Consider the following 15,873-nt stretch of genomic DNA (forward strand, 5'->3'; position numbering starts at 1 on the left):
TTGTCCGTTGCCAGCGTCGCGCGCGGGGCCGGGTCGCACAGGGGGCCGATCGGCCCGACCCGGGCCGGCGCTCGGATGTACCGCACGGAGCAGGCCGGGTACCCGTCTTCGTCCCGGGCACCCGCACCCGATGGCACGCTCCTCGCTCCGTGGCGGTCCCCCGGGCCGGGTTCGTGGTCGGCCGGTGGGCGAAGCCGCCGCAGGAGCTTGTCCGTTGCCAGCGTCGCGCGCGGGGCCGGGTCGCACAGGGGGCCGATCGGCCCGACCCGGGCCCGCTCGGCCCTGCGCCGACTCGGTGCCCCCTGCGTCTCTGCCCAGCCCGTCCGCTCCCCGACCGGCGTCCTGTCAGATCGTCTTGCGCCCCCACAAGGGGTCCACGCGCTCCCACTCCGCGTCCCACTCCTCCAGGCGCCGCCGTTCCAGCCGGCCGCGCACGAGCCGCCCGCCGACGAAGGGGACACCCGCGACACTCACCCCCACCAGGACACCCACCAGCGAGGCCCGCAGCCGCGCCTGGGACGGGGTGGCGGGCCTGGTCACGAGTTGGCCCTCGCGGTCGGTCCACACGGTGACCGTGGTGCCCAGGGAGCTACCGGCGAAGACCCTCGCCTGGCCGCTGCGGGCGGACCCGTCCGGCGCGCTCCAGTGCACCTTCGCCCACACCATGTCGCCGCCGGATCCCGGAGCGCCCGGAGTGGAGGTGGTCGGGGCGTTCTCCGTGAGCCGGGCCGGGACCGTGTGCCACTCCGCCCGCTCCCGGGCGAGGCCGTGTTCCACGTTCTGCGTCGCCAGCAGGCCGCCGAGCACTCCGCCGAGCACGGTCAGTGTCCAGGCGGCGAGCATGATCCACGCCTCCAGCGCGTCCCCGGGACGCCGCAGCGGATTGCGCCGCCATCGCCACAGCCACACTTTCGGACCACGGAATGCCGCCATGGATGGCATCCTCCTCACGACCGCACGGACATGCCCCGTCGCCCTCCCATACGCGGCCGGCGCGCTCGATGCTCACGGCGTGACCGGCGACACGTCCGTCGCGTCGGCCCCAGCGCCCCGTGCCCGCGTTCGGCGGGGACCCGGCACCACCCCGCAGGCGCCCCGACGCACCCGCCCCGACCTGCTGTGATGCCGCACCCAGAGGTGACTGTCAGTGCCGAGGTGCAGACTGGCCCGTACCTGAGACAACGACGTCGCGGAGGTGGTCGGCATGGCCGACATTCTGCTCACCGTAGGCACACGCAAGGGGCTGTTCATCGGGCGGCGCCGCAGCGGGGCCTGGGAGTTCGACGAAAGTCCGTACTTCAACGCGCAGGCCGTGTACTCGGTCGCCATCGACACCCGCGGCAAGACCCCGCGGCTGCTGGCCGGCGGTGACAGCGCGCACTGGGGCCCGTCCGTCTTCCACTCCGACGACCTGGGCCGGACCTGGACCGAACCGGCCCGGCCCGCCGTCAAGTTCCCCAAGGACACAGGGGCTTCGCTGGAGCGGGTGTGGCAGCTGCACCCGGCGGCAGCCGAACCGGACGTGGTGTACGCGGGCACGGAGCCGGCCGCGCTGTACCGCTCCGAGGACCGGGGCGAGTCCTTCGAGCTGGTGCGCCCGCTGTGGGAGCACCCCACCCGCTCCCGGTGGGTGCCGGGCGGTGGCGGTGAGGGCCTGCACACCGTGCTCACCGACCGGCGCGACCCGCGGGCCGTGACGGTCGCCGTGTCCACGGCCGGGGTGTTCCGCACCAAGGACGGAGGAGAGAGCTGGACGCCGTCCAACTCCGGTGTATCCGCGGTGTTCCTGCCCGACCCCGACCCGGAGTTCGGCCAGTGCGTGCACAAGGTCGTCCAGGACGCGGCGACACCGGACCGCCTGTATCTGCAGAACCACTGGGGGGTCTACCGCAGCGACGACGCGGGCGCTCACTGGACGGACATCGGTGAGGGCCTGCCGTCCACGTTCGGGTTCGCCGCGGCCGCCCATCCGCACCGCGGTGACACCGCATACGTCTTCCCGATCAACGCCGACGCGGACCGCGTCCCGGCCGACCACCGATGTCGTGTCTACCGCACGGCGGACGCGGGCAAGAGCTGGGAGCCGCTCTCGGCCGGGCTCCCCCAGGAGGACCACTACGGCACGGTGCTGCGGGACGCGATGTACACGGACGGCGCGGACCCGGCGGGCGTGTACTTCGGCAACCGTAACGGCGAGGTGTTCGCGTCGGCCGACGACGGGGACAGCTGGCAGCAGTTGGCCGCGCACCTGCCGGATGTGCTCTGCGTGCGCGCCGCGGTCGTCGGCTGAGGCGATCGGGGGGAACGATCGACCATGAAGTCACGCTCTCCGTCCGGGAGGCGCCCTGTTCGTCGACTCGTCGGTCAATCCCGGTCGCTCTTCGGCCACCGGGTGATCTCCGCCGTGTGTACGGCAGTAGGGTGACGCCCGTGGCACCACGACCGTTGCATGAAATCGTCGAACCGGGCTGGGCGAAGGCCCTCGAACCCGTCGCCGGGCGGATCGCCGAGATGGGCGACTTCCTGCGCGCGGAGATCGCCGCCGGGCGCACCTATCTCCCGGCCGGGGCGAACGTCCTACGGGCCTTCCAGCAGCCCTTCGACGAGGTCCGCGTCCTCATCGTGGGGCAGGACCCGTATCCCACCCCGGGACACGCGGTGGGTCTGTCCTTCTCCGTCGCGCCGGAGGTACGGCCGCTGCCGGGCAGCCTGATCAACATCTACCGGGAGCTCAACACCGACCTCGGGCTGGCCCCGCCGTCCAACGGTGACCTGACGCCGTGGACGCAGCAGGGGGTGCTGCTGCTCAACAGGGCGCTCACCACGGCCCCGCGCAGCCCTGCGGCACACCGCGGCAAGGGCTGGGAGGAGGTCACCGAGCAGGCGATACGCGCGCTGGCCGGCCGCGGGCGGCCGCTGGTGTCGATCCTGTGGGGTCGCGACGCGCGCAATCTGCGCCCGCTGCTCGGCGATCTGCCGTCGGTGGAGTCCGCACACCCCTCCCCGATGTCGGCGGACCGCGGCTTCTTCGGCTCCCGCCCCTTCAGCCGTGCCAACGAGCTGCTGACCAGGCAGGGCGCGGAGCCGGTGGACTGGCGCCTGCCGTGACGCACTCCGGTGCGGCGCCCGGCGTGGTGTCCGGTGTGCTGGCAGTGGACTCCGGCGGGTCGGGTCTGCGCGTCGTGCTCGCCGTCCGCGACGACGCGGGTGCGCCCATTTCGGCCCCGCTCGTGTCCAAGGAACCGGTGCGCACGGGGCCGCGGGGTATCGACGCCGGGCATCTGCTGGAGCAACTCCTGCCGATGGCCGGACGGTTGATGGCCGACGCCGGGGTCGACGCGCCGGCGGCTGTCGTCATCGGGGCCGCGGGACTGGCCACACTCGGCGACGAGCTGCGCGCGAGACTGCCTTCGGCGCTGGCGCGTGAACTGGGCGTACGGCGGCTGGCATTGGTCGCCGACGCGGTCACGGCGTACTCGGGGGCGCTCGGTTCCCGGCCGGGTGCCGTCATCGCCGCCGGAACGGGCATGATCGCGGTCGGTACGGACCTGGAGAGCTGGCGCAGAGCCGACGGATGGGGTCATCTGCTCGGCGACTGCGGCGGCGGGGCGTGGATCGGCCGGGCCGGGCTGGAGGCGGCCGCCCGGGCCTTCGACGGGCGCCCGGGCGGATCTCCGGCGTTGCTGGCGCGCGCCGAGGCGGCGTTCGGACCGATGCCGGGTCTGCCGGGCAAGGTGTACCCACGCAGCGACCGGCCCGCGGTGCTCGCCGCCTTCGCCCCCGAAGTGGCGGCGTGCGCCGGGGGCGATCCGGTCGCCGCGGACATCCTGCGCGCGGCCGCGAAGGACATGGCCGACTCAGCGGCCGCGGTCTGCCCTGATACGGCGGAGGCCCAAGTCGCCCTCACCGGCGGGCTGTTCAAGATCGGCGATGCCCTTCTCGTACCCCTGCGTGATGAGCTGGCGGCGCGGCTGCCGCACGCACGGCAGGTACCGGCGGCGGGCGACCCACTGGCCGGCGCCGTGAACATCGGCATCGACCTGGCGAACGACGCGCTCGCACTGCCCCGCGACGAGCGGATGCTGTTCGTGGTGACCGAAGCCCGTGACACAACCGGCGGCGACGGCTGCTGAGGAGAGCGGCTCTGCGGAGCGGTTAGGCGGAGCGGTTGAGCGGCGTGACCGAAAGCAGTGGCCGAAACCTGTGGTTGATGCACCCTGAACGGGATTCGGGGGTCGTCGCCCCCTCCGGGACACGTAACCCGTGCCGTACTGCTCACTTCTGATCGGTTCGTAACTCATCAGACAAAAGCGGACGGATACCGCTCACCTGCACCCTCCCCGAACAGGGGAACCCAGGAAACCAGTAACATTCGGCGCCATGAGCTCCCCCACTGGGCCCGCGTCCGGCCTGCCTGTACGAATGCCGCGACCCCGCCAGCCCGGGCGGCACCGCCGTCCGGAGCCCCTGGCGGCTCCCGAGGGCGCGCCCGCGCTCGTCCTCGCGGTGCCGGGCACGCCCAGCGCCGCCATGCGCAGCCTCGCCGAGGAGGTCGTGAGCATCGCGCGCTCCGAGCTCCCCGGCCTTGACGCCCGCATCGGGTACCTCGACGGGGACGACACCGAGTTCCCCACGCTGCAGTCCGTGCTCGCGCGCGCCGCCCAGGAGCGTGTGGCGCGATACGAGCAGGCCCGTGCCGCCGGTGTGGACGCCGCCGAGCCCGACGGCCCCGTCGCCGTCGTCGTGCCGCTGCTTGCCGGACCGGACAACGCGCTGCTGCGCCGTCTGCGCCAGGCCGTCATGGAGAGTCGTGTCGCCGCCGACCTCGCCGATGTCCTCGGTCCGCACCCGCTGCTCGCCGAGGCGCTGCACGTTCGGCTGTCCGAGGCGGGTCTCGCGCGCGCCGACCGCGCCCGGCTGTTCACCGTGGCGACCGCCGCGGACGGCATCATCCTCGCCTCCGTGGGCGGCGAGGAGGCCGTGCAGGCGGCCGGGATCACCGGCATGCTGCTCGCCGCGCGCCTCGCCGTGCCGGTGATGGCGGCCGCTCTCGACGAGGAGGGCTCGATCGCGGCCACCGCCGAGCAGCTGCGCGCCTCGGGTTCCCAGAACCTGGCGCTCGCGCCGTACCTGATCGGCCCGGAGATCGAGGCGGGGCTGCTGGACGCGGCCGCCAAGGAGGCGGGCTGCTCCGCCGCCGAGGCGCTCGGCCCGTACCCGGCGATCGGCAAGCTCGCGCTGGCCAAGTACACGACCGTGCTGGGCATCACCCCGCAGCAGGCGCAGGGCACGCCGGCTCGCTGAGTCCGGGATCGCCGCACGTCGAAGGGCCCGCTCCTCTCGTAGGAGCGGGCCCTTCTGCCGTACGCGGGCGGCTGGTCAGCCGAAGACCACGCAGGATGCCGCCGGAGCCTCCACCGAGCCGCCGAGGCGCGGTACGCCGGTGTCCGGGTCGACCACGAACCAGGTCACGTCGCCGGAGCGCTCGTTGGCCGAGTACAGGAAGCGCCCGGAGGGGGCGATGGCCAGGGCACGCGGCCAGTGGCCGCCGCAGGGCACCGTGGCGACCAGCCGCAGCCCCTCGCCCACGGCGTCGGGCGTGAGCACGGACAGTACGTCCTGGCCGCGGGTGGCGGTCCACACGAAACGGCCGTCGGGCGAGACAACGATGCCCGACGGGTAGGCGTCGCCGTCCGGGACACCCGACAGCACCGGCGTCTCGCCGACCGGCCGCAGGGTGCCCTCGGCGGCGTCCCAGCGGCAGGCGGTCACGGTCGGTGCGAGTTCATTGAGTACGTACGCATGTTCGCCGCGCGGGTGGAACGCCAGGTGACGCGGCCCTGAGCCGGGACGCAGCGCGAACTCGCGGTGCAGCGTGAGCGTTCCGCCGTCCAGGGTGCACACCCTCACGGAGTCCGTGCCGAGGTCGACGCTCACCGCCCACCGGCCGCTGGGGTCGGGCTGCACCTGGTGCGCGTGCGGGCCGTGCTGGCGCGGGGTGTGCGGGCCCGAGCCGGTGTGCCGCAGCACGCTGGAGGGCGCATCGGAGAGGGTGCCGTCGTCGCGGAGGGGGACGGCCGTGACGCTGCCGGAACCGTAGTTGGCCGTCAGGACGTGCCCCGCGTGCACGCTGAGGTGCGTCGGACCGCTCCCGCCCACCGGCACCGGCGGTGCGGCCAGCTCGGCCTTGTCTCCGGTGACGCGGTACGCGGCCACCGCGCCGTCGGCGGTCTCGCTGACCGCGTACAGCATGTCCTTGGCGGGCGACAGGGCGAGGTACGAGGGGTCGGGGATGCCGTCCGTCGCGCTGAGCACGGTCAGCGCGCCGTCGTTCCGGTCCACGGCCGCGGTGAGGACGCCCGGGCCCCCCGCCGCCGTGAACGAGCCGATGAACGCCCGTGGTTGCCGTCTGCCCTCTGCCACTGCCGTCCCCTCTCCGTCCTGCGCTGTCCGGGGCGACGGTAGCAGTCGAGGGCCAGCGGTCTAGACCATGTCGGCACCGTCGGCGCGCGCGTATGCCTGCGCGTGCTGGACGTACGCGGGCGTGCGCTCCACCGTCTCGCACATACCCCGGCGTCAGGCGCCGAGGAGCGGGGAGCGGCGGGAGCCGCGCAGGGGCGTGGCGAGGGCCGCGAGCGCCCGCTCCAGGCCGTGCAGATGGGCGAGGGCCTGCTCGGCGCCCGGGTGGTGGCCGGGCGCGCCCGCGTGCGCTGTCGCGGCGCGTTCCGGTACCGCCCCGACCAGCGTCTCCACAGCCGCCTCCACGCGCCTGCAGGCGGCCGTGAGGCGTGCGTCGTGGGAGGCGTCCGGGTCGGCTGCGACCGCCGCGAGGCCTCGTACCTCACGGGCGCAGTCGTCGAGCAGGGCGAGGACCTGCCGGGCGCGGGTCTTGCGTGCCCGGATCGGGTGGAGCGGGTGCACCAGGGGCGCCACCGCCATCCGTACACGCCCCAGAAGTGCTTCGAGCTCGGCCGCGCGCGGCGCAGGGTCGGCCGTGGCGTCGCCCGCGAGCCGTGCGGCGGCCGCCGCGGTGCAGCCGTGCACCGCGTACAGCGCCCGGTGCACCCACTGGTCAGTGACCGCGTGCGTGGTGATCGGCAGGACGAGCGCGACGGCGAGCGCGGCCCCGAGCGCGCCGACGCCGGTCTCGGCGAGGCGCAGCACGAGGAGGCCGGGGTGGAGTACGCCGAGCAGGCCGTAGAGCAGGCCCGCCATGACGGTGACGAAGAACATCATCCAGCTGTACGACAGCGCCGCCGTGTAGAAGATGCCGAAGACGCAGACGGCGACGAGCACGGCGGTGGGCGCCGGAGCGCCGTGCAGCGGTACGGCGATCAGGAGGCCGGCCGCGATGCCGGTGACCGTTCCGAGGACGCGCCGGAAGCCGCGGACGAGGGTCTCGCCCCGCGAGGTGGTGTTGACGAAGATCCACCAGGCGGCGCCGACAGCCCAGTACCAGCGTTCGTGGGACAGCACCTGGCCGGCGGCGATCGCGAAGGCGCAGGCGGCGGTCGCCTGGAAGGCCTGCCGCGTGACCGGCCGGGCGAGGCCGCGCCCGGCGAGCGGGGCGGGCGGCGCGGGGAGGGGGGTGCGCCGCTCGACGCACCACGCGCCGAAGCGCACGGCCGAGGCGACGGCCAGGGACAGCGCCACCGCCGCGGACAGCTCCGGCAGCTGCCCGGGGACGGCGTGCAGGAACTGCGTGGTGAAGAACATCATGAACGCGAAGATGCCGAGCGCATGGCCGCGCGGCCCCCAGCGGCGGGCGTACACCCCGCAGAAGATCACCGCGAGCCAGATCGCGTCGCGCAGCTCCGGGGCCCCGTGCAGCGCGGTCGCGAGCGCGAGGACGGGGAGCCCGACGACGGGCAGCAGCGCGGTGGTGCCTGCCTGGCGGCGCACCGTCGGATCGCCGACGGTGAACAGCGCGAGGAGCGCGGCGAGCCCGCCCGTGATCGAGGCGGACAGGGAGAACCCGGCCAGCTCCGAGACCGTCACCGCGAGGCCGATGCCGAGCACGGCCCGCAGCGAGACCCGCAGTCGGACCAGTCCCGGATCCGGCGCCATGAACATCTTCTTCACCTTCGGCGGCCCGCCCCCACTTCGCTACGTCGTCCGTCCCGGTTCAGGACATGGCTGTGCCCGTTCAGGGCACGGGAGTCCTGGGCCAGGACGTGGCGTCCGGGTGCAGGACATGGGAATGGCGCCGCGGGCACGGAATCCGGCTTCGTTGCCGTCCTGCGCTGCGCGGCGCCATCAATACGCACAAGGTAAACAGGAGTGGGGCAGTGGCTCAACTCGATCGGATTGAGCTGAGCCATTGGTACAGTCAATCTCAATAACTTCTGACCGCAGGGAGGCCAACGGACCATGGCCGTGGACGGACTCGACACCCGCATCCTGCGGCTCCTGCTGGAACAGCCGCGCACCAGCGTGCGCGAGTACGCCCGCGTCCTGGGCATCGCGCGGGGCACGCTCCAGGCCCGTCTCGACCGCCTGGAGCGCGACGGGGTGATCACCGGCACGGGCCCCACCCTGTCCCCCGCGGCGCTCGGTCACCCGGTGCTGGCCTTCGTGCACATCGAGGTCACGCAGGGCCATCTCGACGACGTGAGCGACGCGCTGGCCGCCGTGCCGGAGATCATCGAGGTCTTCTCGATCACCGGAGGCGGCGATCTGCTGACCCGGGTCGCGGCGCGGGACAACGGACACCTGGAGGACGTCATCCAGGCGCTGATCAGCCTCCCGGGCGTCGTGCGCACCCGCACCGAGGTGGCCCTGCGCGAACGCGTCCCGCACCGGTTGCTGCCACTGGTGGAGTCGATCGGACGCGCGGCGCGCGGCTGACCCCGCGCCACGGGGCGCCGGACGTGGGCATCCTGGAGGTCATGAGCATTCTCGGCGGTATCTCGGTCATCTTCGATCTCGACGGAACACTCGTGGACAGCGAGCCGAACTACTACGAGGCATCGCGCGAACTGCTCACCCACCACGGCTTCCCCGGCTACACCTGGCGCGACAACGAGCAGTACGTGGGAATCGGCACCTGGGAGACGCTCGGGATCTGGAAGACGCGCTACGGGATCGCGGCGCCGCAGAACGACCTCCTCGCCGAGCTGAACCACCGCTATCTGGCGCTCGCCCGCACCTCCACGCCCGTGTACCCGCAGATGCGGAAGTTCGTGGAGCTGCTGGCCGGCGAGGGTGTCCCCATGGCCGTGGCCTCCGGCTCGTCACCCGAAGCCATCGAGGCGATCCTGACGGGCACGGGCCTGAGCGCCTGGCTCAGCACCACGGTCTCGGCCGACGAGGTCGCGCACGGCAAACCCGCTCCGGATGTCTTCCTGGAGGCGGCCCGCCGTCTGGGCGCCGCCCCTGCCGACTGCGTCGTCCTGGAGGACGCCGCCCCGGGCGCGGCCGCCGCGCACGCGGCCGGAATGCGCTGCATCGCGATCCCGTACGTCGCCGCACAGGCCGACGCCCCCGCCTTCGCGACGGCCGAGCTGCTGCTGCGCGGCGGCCAGAGGGCGTTCACGGCGCGTGCGGCGTACGACTGGCTCGCGAACCCTGCGCCCGCCTCCTGATCTCCTCGCGGGAATGGGGCTCGACTTCCGGAGGACGCCGTCGGCCAGGGCTCCCCGCCAGGCAGGGAGCCTGTTGACGTTGGTGTCACTGTCCATGAGCATGGCGGGGCCGACCCGGCCACGGCCTTTCCGGAGGGGTTCATGGGCGCTGCCGCCGTACTCGTCGCCAACCGCGGGGAGATCGCCGTACGAGTCCTGCGTGCCGCCTCCGAGGCAGGGCTGCGCACGGTCGCGGTGTACGCGGAAGGTGACGACGCGCACGCCCGACGGGCCGACGAGGCCGTGCCGTTGAAGGACTACCTCGACGCGGACGCGGTCCTGGACGTCGCACTCGCGACCGGCTGCGCCTTCCTCCACCCCGGGTACGGGTTCCTCAGCGAGAACGCCGCCTTCGCGCGAAGCTGCGGGGCCGCCGGGATCACCTTCGTGGGCCCCTCCCCCGAGGTCCTGGATCTCTTCGGCGACAAGTCCCGCGCCCGCGCGCTCGCGAAGGAACTCGGGGTGCCCGTCCTCGCGGGGACGGACGGGGCCACCTCGCTCGACGACGCACGGGAGTTCCTCACCGGCGGGGCGGTGATGATCAAGGCGGTCGGCGGAGGCGGCGGGCGCGGCATGCGGGTCGTCCGTACGACCGGACAGCTCGACGACGCCTGGGAGCGCTGCCGAGCGGAGGCCCAACAGGGGTTCGGGCGCGGCGAGTTGTACGTGGAACGCTTGGTGGAGGGTGCCCGGCACATCGAGGTGCAGATCCTCGGTGACGCCACCGGCGCCGTCACCCATCTCTGGGAGCGGGACTGCAGCGCCCAGCGTCGCCACCAGAAGCTGATCGAGATAGCACCCGCCCCCGAACTGGCCGACTCCACAAGGCAGAAACTCCTCTCCAGTGCCCTGCGCATGGCCCGCGCCACCCGGCACACGGGGCTCGGCACCTTCGAATTCCTGGTCAGGGGCGAGGAGTTCCACTTCATCGAGGCCAATCCGCGCCTCCAGGTCGAGCACACGGTCACGGAGGCGGTGACCGGCGTCGACCTGGTCGCCGTACAACTGCGCCTGGCGGCGGGCGAGACGCTGGCGGACGTCGGGCTCTCGGGACCGCCGCCGTCGCCACGTGGCTGCGCTGTCCAGGCGCGCGTGAACGCCGAGGTGACCTCGGCCGACGGGACCGTGCGGCCGTCGGCCGGGCGGCTGACGCGGTTCGACGTACCGACGGGTCCCGGTGTGCGCGTGGACACCGCCGCGCGCTCCGGCGCGGACCTCGGCGTCCGCTACGACTCACTGCTCGCCAAGGTCGTCGTCCATGCGCCGAACGGCTTCGAGGCTGCCTGCGCGCGGGCTCGCACAGCGCTCGGCGAGTTCGGGATCGAGGGCGTACGGACCGGCATTCCCCTGCTGCGGGCGCTTCTTGAGCAGCCACGCTTCTGGAGCCACACCGGCTTCGTGGAGACGCATCTGCCCGAGCTGCTGCCGGTGGAGGCGGACGTCTCGCCGGTGTCCCCCGGGGGCTCGGTGGGCGCGCCCATGAACGGAACGGTCGTCGCCGTCGACGTGGTGGCGGGCCAACCCGTGCGCTCCGGGCAGCAGTTGCTGGTCCTCGAAGCGATGAAGATGGAGCACGTCGTCAGCGCTCCGGGCTCCGGAGTCGTCCGCGCCGTGCACACGCGCGTCGGGGAAACGGTCGTCGAAGGCCGTCCCTTGATGGCGCTGGACGAAGTGGGCGGCCCGGGCGAAGAGGCCGCCCTTGAAGGCACAGCGGATCCGGACGTCGTACGGCCCGACCTGGCCGAGGCGGTGCGCCGTCACGCCTTCGGCCTCGACGAGAACCGCCCCGAAGCCGTCGCGAAACGGCACTCGACCGGCCGCCGGACCGCACGCGAGAACATCCACGACCTCTGCGACGAGGGGACGTTCACCGAGTTCGGGGCGCTGGCGATCGCCGCGCAGCGCCGACGCCGCTCCCTCGACGACCTGATCCGCTTCACTCCCGCCGACGGCATGGTCACCGGCACGGGGCACGTCAACGGCGCGCCGTGCGTGGCGATGTCGTACGACTACACGGTCCTCGCAGGTACTCAGGGGCTGCAGAACCACCGCAAGACCGACCGGATGCTGGAGCTCGCCGAGCAACGGCGGCTGCCCGTGGTGCTGTTCGCGGAGGGAGGGGGCGGTCGACCGGGCGACACGGACACGACCTCCGTCGCCGGCCTGGACGTGACCACCTTCCACCGGATGGGCCGCCTCAGCGGACTGGTCCCGCTCGTCGGCATCGCCTCAGGGCGCTGCTTCGCGGGCAACGCCGCCCTGCTGGGCTGCTGCGACGTGGTCATCGCGACGCCCGAGGCCACGATCGGCATGGGCGGCCCCGCGATGATCGAGGGCGGTGGACTCGGCGTGTACCGGCCCGAGGAGGTCGGCCCCCTGTCGGTCCAGGTCCCCAACGGGGTCGTGGACATCGCCGTCCACGACGAGGCGGAGGCCGTACGGGTGGCGCGGCAATACCTCTCATATTTCCAGGGCGCACAGGGAAGTTGGGAGGAGCCGGACCAGCGGCTGCTGCGCCATGCCGTGCCGGAGAACCGGCGGCGCGCCTACGACATGCGGGCGGCCGTCGCGGCGCTGGCGGACCTCGGCTCGGTCCTGGAGCTGCGCCCTTCGTTCGGGGTCGGCATCCTGACCTGCCTCGTCCGCGTCGAGGGCCGTCCGCTGGGGCTGATCGCCAGCAATCCGGCCCACCTGGGCGGCGCGATCGACCGTGACGCGGCCGACAAGACGGCCCGCTTCCTGCAACTCTGCGACGCCTTCGGCCTCCCGGTCGTCTCCCTCTGCGACACCCCGGGCTTCATGGTGGGCCCGGACGCCGAACGCACCGCTGCCGTCCGGCACTTCGCCCGCCTCTTCGTCACCGGCGCGAACCTGCGCGTGCCGCTCGTCAGCCTCGTCCTGAGAAAGGCGTACGGCCTCGGCGCCATGGCCATGATGGGCGGCTCCACCCGCGCTCCCGCGGCCACCGCGGCCTGGCCCAGCGGAGAGTTCGGCGGCATGGGCCTGGAGGGTGCGGTCCGGCTGGGCTATCGCCGGGAGTTGGAGGCCATCGCGGACGCGGACGAGCGCGCGCGTGCCTTCGAGGCGCGGGTGGCCGAGTTGTACGAGCACGGCAAGGCGGTCAATGCGGCGGCTGCGCTGGAGATCGATGCGGTGATTGATCCGGCGGAGTCTCGGGGGTGGATTCTGCGGGCGTTGGAGGGGAGCGAGGGGCCGTCTCGCGAGCGGCGGTCGTTCGTCGATACCTGGTGATGGGCCAGTCAGGGGACGTCTGCGCTCCGGGCGTTGCCTGCCGAGTCCCGTGTCGGCCAGACTTTCTGCACAGGGTGTCGGCGAGGTACGGCGGGGGACATGCCACAGAGATACGAAGAAGACGTTCAGCAGCGCATCGCCGAGGCACGGAGTACCAAGAACCTGGACCTCAGCTCTGTGCAACTCACCGAGGTCCCCGGCGAGTTGGCCGACCTCACCCACCTGACCCATCTCAGTCTGCGCGGCAACTCCCTCACCGCACTGCCGGAGTGGCTGGGGAACCTCACCGAGCTCACCAACCTGGACCTCATGGTGAACCCGTTGGACGAGCTTCCCGGTTGGATCGGGAACCTCGTCAATCTCACGGACCTGGAGCTGAACGCCTCCCAGCTGACGAGCCTTCCGGAGTCCATCGGCAACCTCACCCGCCTCACCGCCCTGTTTCTCAACGAGAACAAGCTGACCGGCCTGCCCTCCTCGTTCGGCAACCTCACGAGTCTCGAACTCCTCAACCTCTCGGGTACCGGCCTGACCAGCCTCCCGGACTCGATGGGCAACCTCACCAAACTCAACTACCTCGTACTCAAGAACAACCGGTTGACCGATCTGCCCGACTCATTGGGGTATCTCACCAACCTCAGCTACGTTGATCTTGAGGGCAACGAGCTCAGTGACATACCACCGGAGGTCGTCGCCGCAGGAACGGAGACCCTGCTCGCCTTCCTCCGTGAACGGTCCGCCAGCAGGACAACGCGCCAGTGGTCCTCCAAAGTCGTCTTCGTAGGCGAAGGCCGCGCCGGAAAGACCTCCCTCATCAAGTCGCTCCTCGACGAACCCTTCGAAAGCAACGAGAGCAGCACGCACGGGCTGAACGTCATCAATCTCGACCTGCCGCACCCCTCCGCGGACCACGCCGACGTCGTCATGCGCCTCTCCACCTGGGACTTCGGCGGCCAGGAGATCTACCACGCCACGCACCAGTTCTTTCTCACCGACCGCTCGCTGTTCGTCCTCGTCTGGGACGCGCAGATCGGCTGGGAGTCAACGAAGCTGTACTACTGGCTGGACATGATCAAGGCGAGAGCTCCGCGTGCCCCCGTCATCCTGGTCGCCACCCATCTCGGGCCGCGCCCCGCGGATCTTCCCCTGGCGGACCTGCACGCCGCGTACCCCGGTGTGGTCGTCGCCAGCATGGAGGCTGACAACGAGACCCGACAGGGCGTCGCGGCGGTCAGGGACCGCATCGCCGAGGAGGCCGCCCGTCTGCCCCTCATGGGCGTGATCTGGCCGGAGGCCTGGCTGAATGCCGCCGAAGCGGTCCGGGCGGACCCCCGCAACCACGTCGCACCGCACGAGATGGCCGCCCTCCTCTCCGAGCGCGGCGTCACGGACCCCGGCCACCAGCGCGGTCTGACGGACGCCCTGCACAGCCTGGGCGACGTCCTGGCCTACAGCGACGACCCGGAGCTGGGCGACATGGTGGTGCTGCGTCCGCAGTGGGTGACCGACTACATCAGCAGGGTTCTGGACGCACCGGCGGTGCGTCAGACGGACGCCCTCTTCACCAAGGCGCATCAGTCCGAGCTCTGGCACGACCTCAGCGCCAATCTGCGCCGGCACTTCGTGGCCCTGATGGAGCGCTTCGACCTCTCGTACCGCACAGATGACGGCACCAGCAGCATCGTCGTCGAGCTGCTGCCCTGGGATCCGCCCGCGTACGAGGAGGCCTGGGCGGCCGCGGAGTCGGCGCACCGCGAACTGCGGCTGCGCTACCGACTGCACACGGTTCCTCCGGGCATCCCGACCTGGTTCATCGCCCGCGAGCACCGCTTCACCGCCGGTCTCCACTGGCGCAGCGGGGCGCTGCTGCGCCACCCGGACGGCGAGCACACCGCACTCGTTACCGTCGACCGCATCGCCAAGACCGCCGAGTTGCGCGTGCGCGGCCCCTATCCGCAGGACTTCCTCGCCATCCTCAAGGATGGGTTCGAACAGACGCTGCGGCGCTATCCGGGCCTGGAGATCAACCGGACAGTGCCCTGTCCGGGAACGCTCCCCGACGGCGCCGAGTGCACGCACGAGTTCCCGCACGACCAGCTGAAGGCCCGGCTGGCCCGCACCCCTCCGCGTGAGGAGGTGGAGTGCCCGGTCGAGATCAGCGACCACAACGTACGGCAGTTGATGCAGGGCATCGAGCCTCCGGGGGCTCTGCGGTCCGAGGAACTGCTCACCGAGACGCGGGACGCGGTGCGCCGGATGACTAACGTCGTCGAGCGGCAGCGGCAGGACGGGGCCGTACAACACGACGACATGCTGCGGGCACTTGAGCAGATGGAGGCGAGACAGGCCTCCATCGCCGCTGAGCAGCAGCGGGCGGCGCTCGCTGCCTGGCGCGGTCACCAGACGTCCCAGCAGGTGACCTGCCCGAGCGTCGTGTCGGTCTCCCGCGTGACACGGCGCCGGGCCCTGGGCATGGTCCGCGGCTCCTGCTTCCAGCTGCGGCTGTACTGCGAGGCCCCGGGCCAGTGGCATCCGGCGCCCGGTCACGAGCCCTACGAGGTCCGGGCGACGTCACAGCTGGAGGCGACGCTCCTGCCGTACGCCCGGGGCCTGTTCAAGATCCTGCGCTACGCCGTCCCGGTGGTCGGGGGTGTCATCGGGGTCGCCTCCGACGATCTCGACAAGGTCCTCAAGGACGACATCAAGCTGATGAAGGCACTCCTCGACACGACGTCCGAACTCGCGGAACCGGACGACCCGGCCGACATCGCCTCCATGAACACCCTGGTGAAGGCGCAGTGGGACGCGGAGTTCCGTGCGATGCGCGCCCTCCTCGAACAGCTCGACCCGCACGGGCGCTGGGGCGGCCTGAACAAGATCCTCACACCCGAGGGCGACACGCTCTGGCTCTGCGAGGACCACGCCCGGCCGTACCGCAACGCGCTCCCCGCCGCTCCCACACCTGTGCCGGGGCAGCTTCCGCCGGTCTCCTGATGTT

The 15,873-nt window shown here is 72.1% G+C and carries 11 protein-coding genes; 8 read left to right on the forward strand and 3 right to left on the reverse strand.

Going from position 1 to position 15,873, the window contains the following annotated elements; genetic code table 11:
* Positions 1-345: 345 nt before the first annotated feature.
* Complete coding sequence (locus tag ACN6LB_RS40585) at positions 346-933, reverse strand: Rv1733c family protein (protein ID WP_445030255.1); 588 nt, start codon at positions 931-933, stop codon at positions 346-348.
* A 271-nt stretch (positions 934-1,204) separates the two neighbouring features.
* On the opposite strand from ACN6LB_RS40585, the gene ACN6LB_RS40590 reads away from it, so the two are divergent.
* The 4 genes from ACN6LB_RS40590 (at position 1,205) to ACN6LB_RS40605 (ending at position 5,304) form a co-directional block, all read left to right on the forward strand.
* Entirely contained in the window at positions 1,205-2,290 is a 1,086-nt protein-coding gene (locus tag ACN6LB_RS40590; RefSeq protein WP_445030256.1) for a WD40/YVTN/BNR-like repeat-containing protein, read from the forward strand.
* Between the two features lie 140 nt (positions 2,291-2,430).
* Positions 2,431-3,108, forward strand: a complete 678-nt coding sequence (locus tag ACN6LB_RS40595) for a uracil-DNA glycosylase (protein WP_445030257.1) — start codon at positions 2,431-2,433, stop codon at positions 3,106-3,108.
* The gene (locus tag ACN6LB_RS40600; RefSeq protein ID WP_445030258.1) at positions 3,105-4,133 is read left to right on the forward strand and encodes an N-acetylglucosamine kinase; all 1,029 of its coding nucleotides are present in this window, start codon (positions 3,105-3,107) and stop codon (positions 4,131-4,133) included. Before ACN6LB_RS40595 ends, ACN6LB_RS40600 begins: the two co-directional genes overlap by 4 nt.
* Positions 4,134-4,380: 247 nt before the next feature.
* Positions 4,381-5,304, forward strand: a complete 924-nt coding sequence (locus tag ACN6LB_RS40605; RefSeq protein WP_356136326.1) for a sirohydrochlorin chelatase — start codon at positions 4,381-4,383, stop codon at positions 5,302-5,304.
* 75 nt (positions 5,305-5,379) lie between these two features.
* Here ACN6LB_RS40605 and ACN6LB_RS40610 read toward each other — a convergent pair whose 3' ends face one another.
* Complete coding sequence (locus ACN6LB_RS40610) at positions 5,380-6,423, reverse strand: lactonase family protein (RefSeq protein ID WP_445030259.1); 1,044 nt, start codon at positions 6,421-6,423, stop codon at positions 5,380-5,382.
* Positions 6,424-6,576: 153 nt separating this feature from the next.
* Positions 6,577-8,073 (reverse strand): FUSC family protein, encoded by a 1,497-nt coding sequence (locus tag ACN6LB_RS40615; RefSeq protein ID WP_445030260.1) that lies wholly within the window; start codon positions 8,071-8,073, stop codon positions 6,577-6,579.
* Positions 8,074-8,370: 297 nt separating this feature from the next.
* On the opposite strand from ACN6LB_RS40615, the gene ACN6LB_RS40620 reads away from it, so the two are divergent.
* The 4 genes from ACN6LB_RS40620 to ACN6LB_RS40635 all read left to right on the forward strand — a co-directional run bounded on the left by ACN6LB_RS40620 (position 8,371) and on the right by ACN6LB_RS40635 (position 15,869).
* A complete protein-coding gene (locus tag ACN6LB_RS40620; protein ID WP_356136320.1) occupies positions 8,371-8,847 on the forward strand; it encodes an Lrp/AsnC family transcriptional regulator in 477 nt (158 codons plus the stop codon).
* Positions 8,848-8,888: 41 nt separating this feature from the next.
* A complete protein-coding gene (locus tag ACN6LB_RS40625; protein ID WP_445030261.1) occupies positions 8,889-9,584 on the forward strand; it encodes an HAD family hydrolase in 696 nt (231 codons plus the stop codon).
* A gap of 141 nt (positions 9,585-9,725) precedes the next feature.
* Positions 9,726-12,875, forward strand: coding sequence for a carboxyl transferase domain-containing protein (locus ACN6LB_RS40630; protein ID WP_445030262.1), 3,150 nt, complete (start codon positions 9,726-9,728; stop codon positions 12,873-12,875).
* A 99-nt stretch (positions 12,876-12,974) separates the two neighbouring features.
* Positions 12,975-15,869 carry a COR domain-containing protein gene (locus ACN6LB_RS40635; protein WP_445030263.1) on the forward strand — a complete coding sequence of 965 codons (2,895 nt, stop codon included), beginning with the start codon at positions 12,975-12,977 and terminating at the stop codon, positions 15,867-15,869.
* Positions 15,870-15,873: the final 4 nt, after the last annotated feature.

It is taken from the genome of Streptomyces sp. SAS_270, from assembly GCF_052543295.1.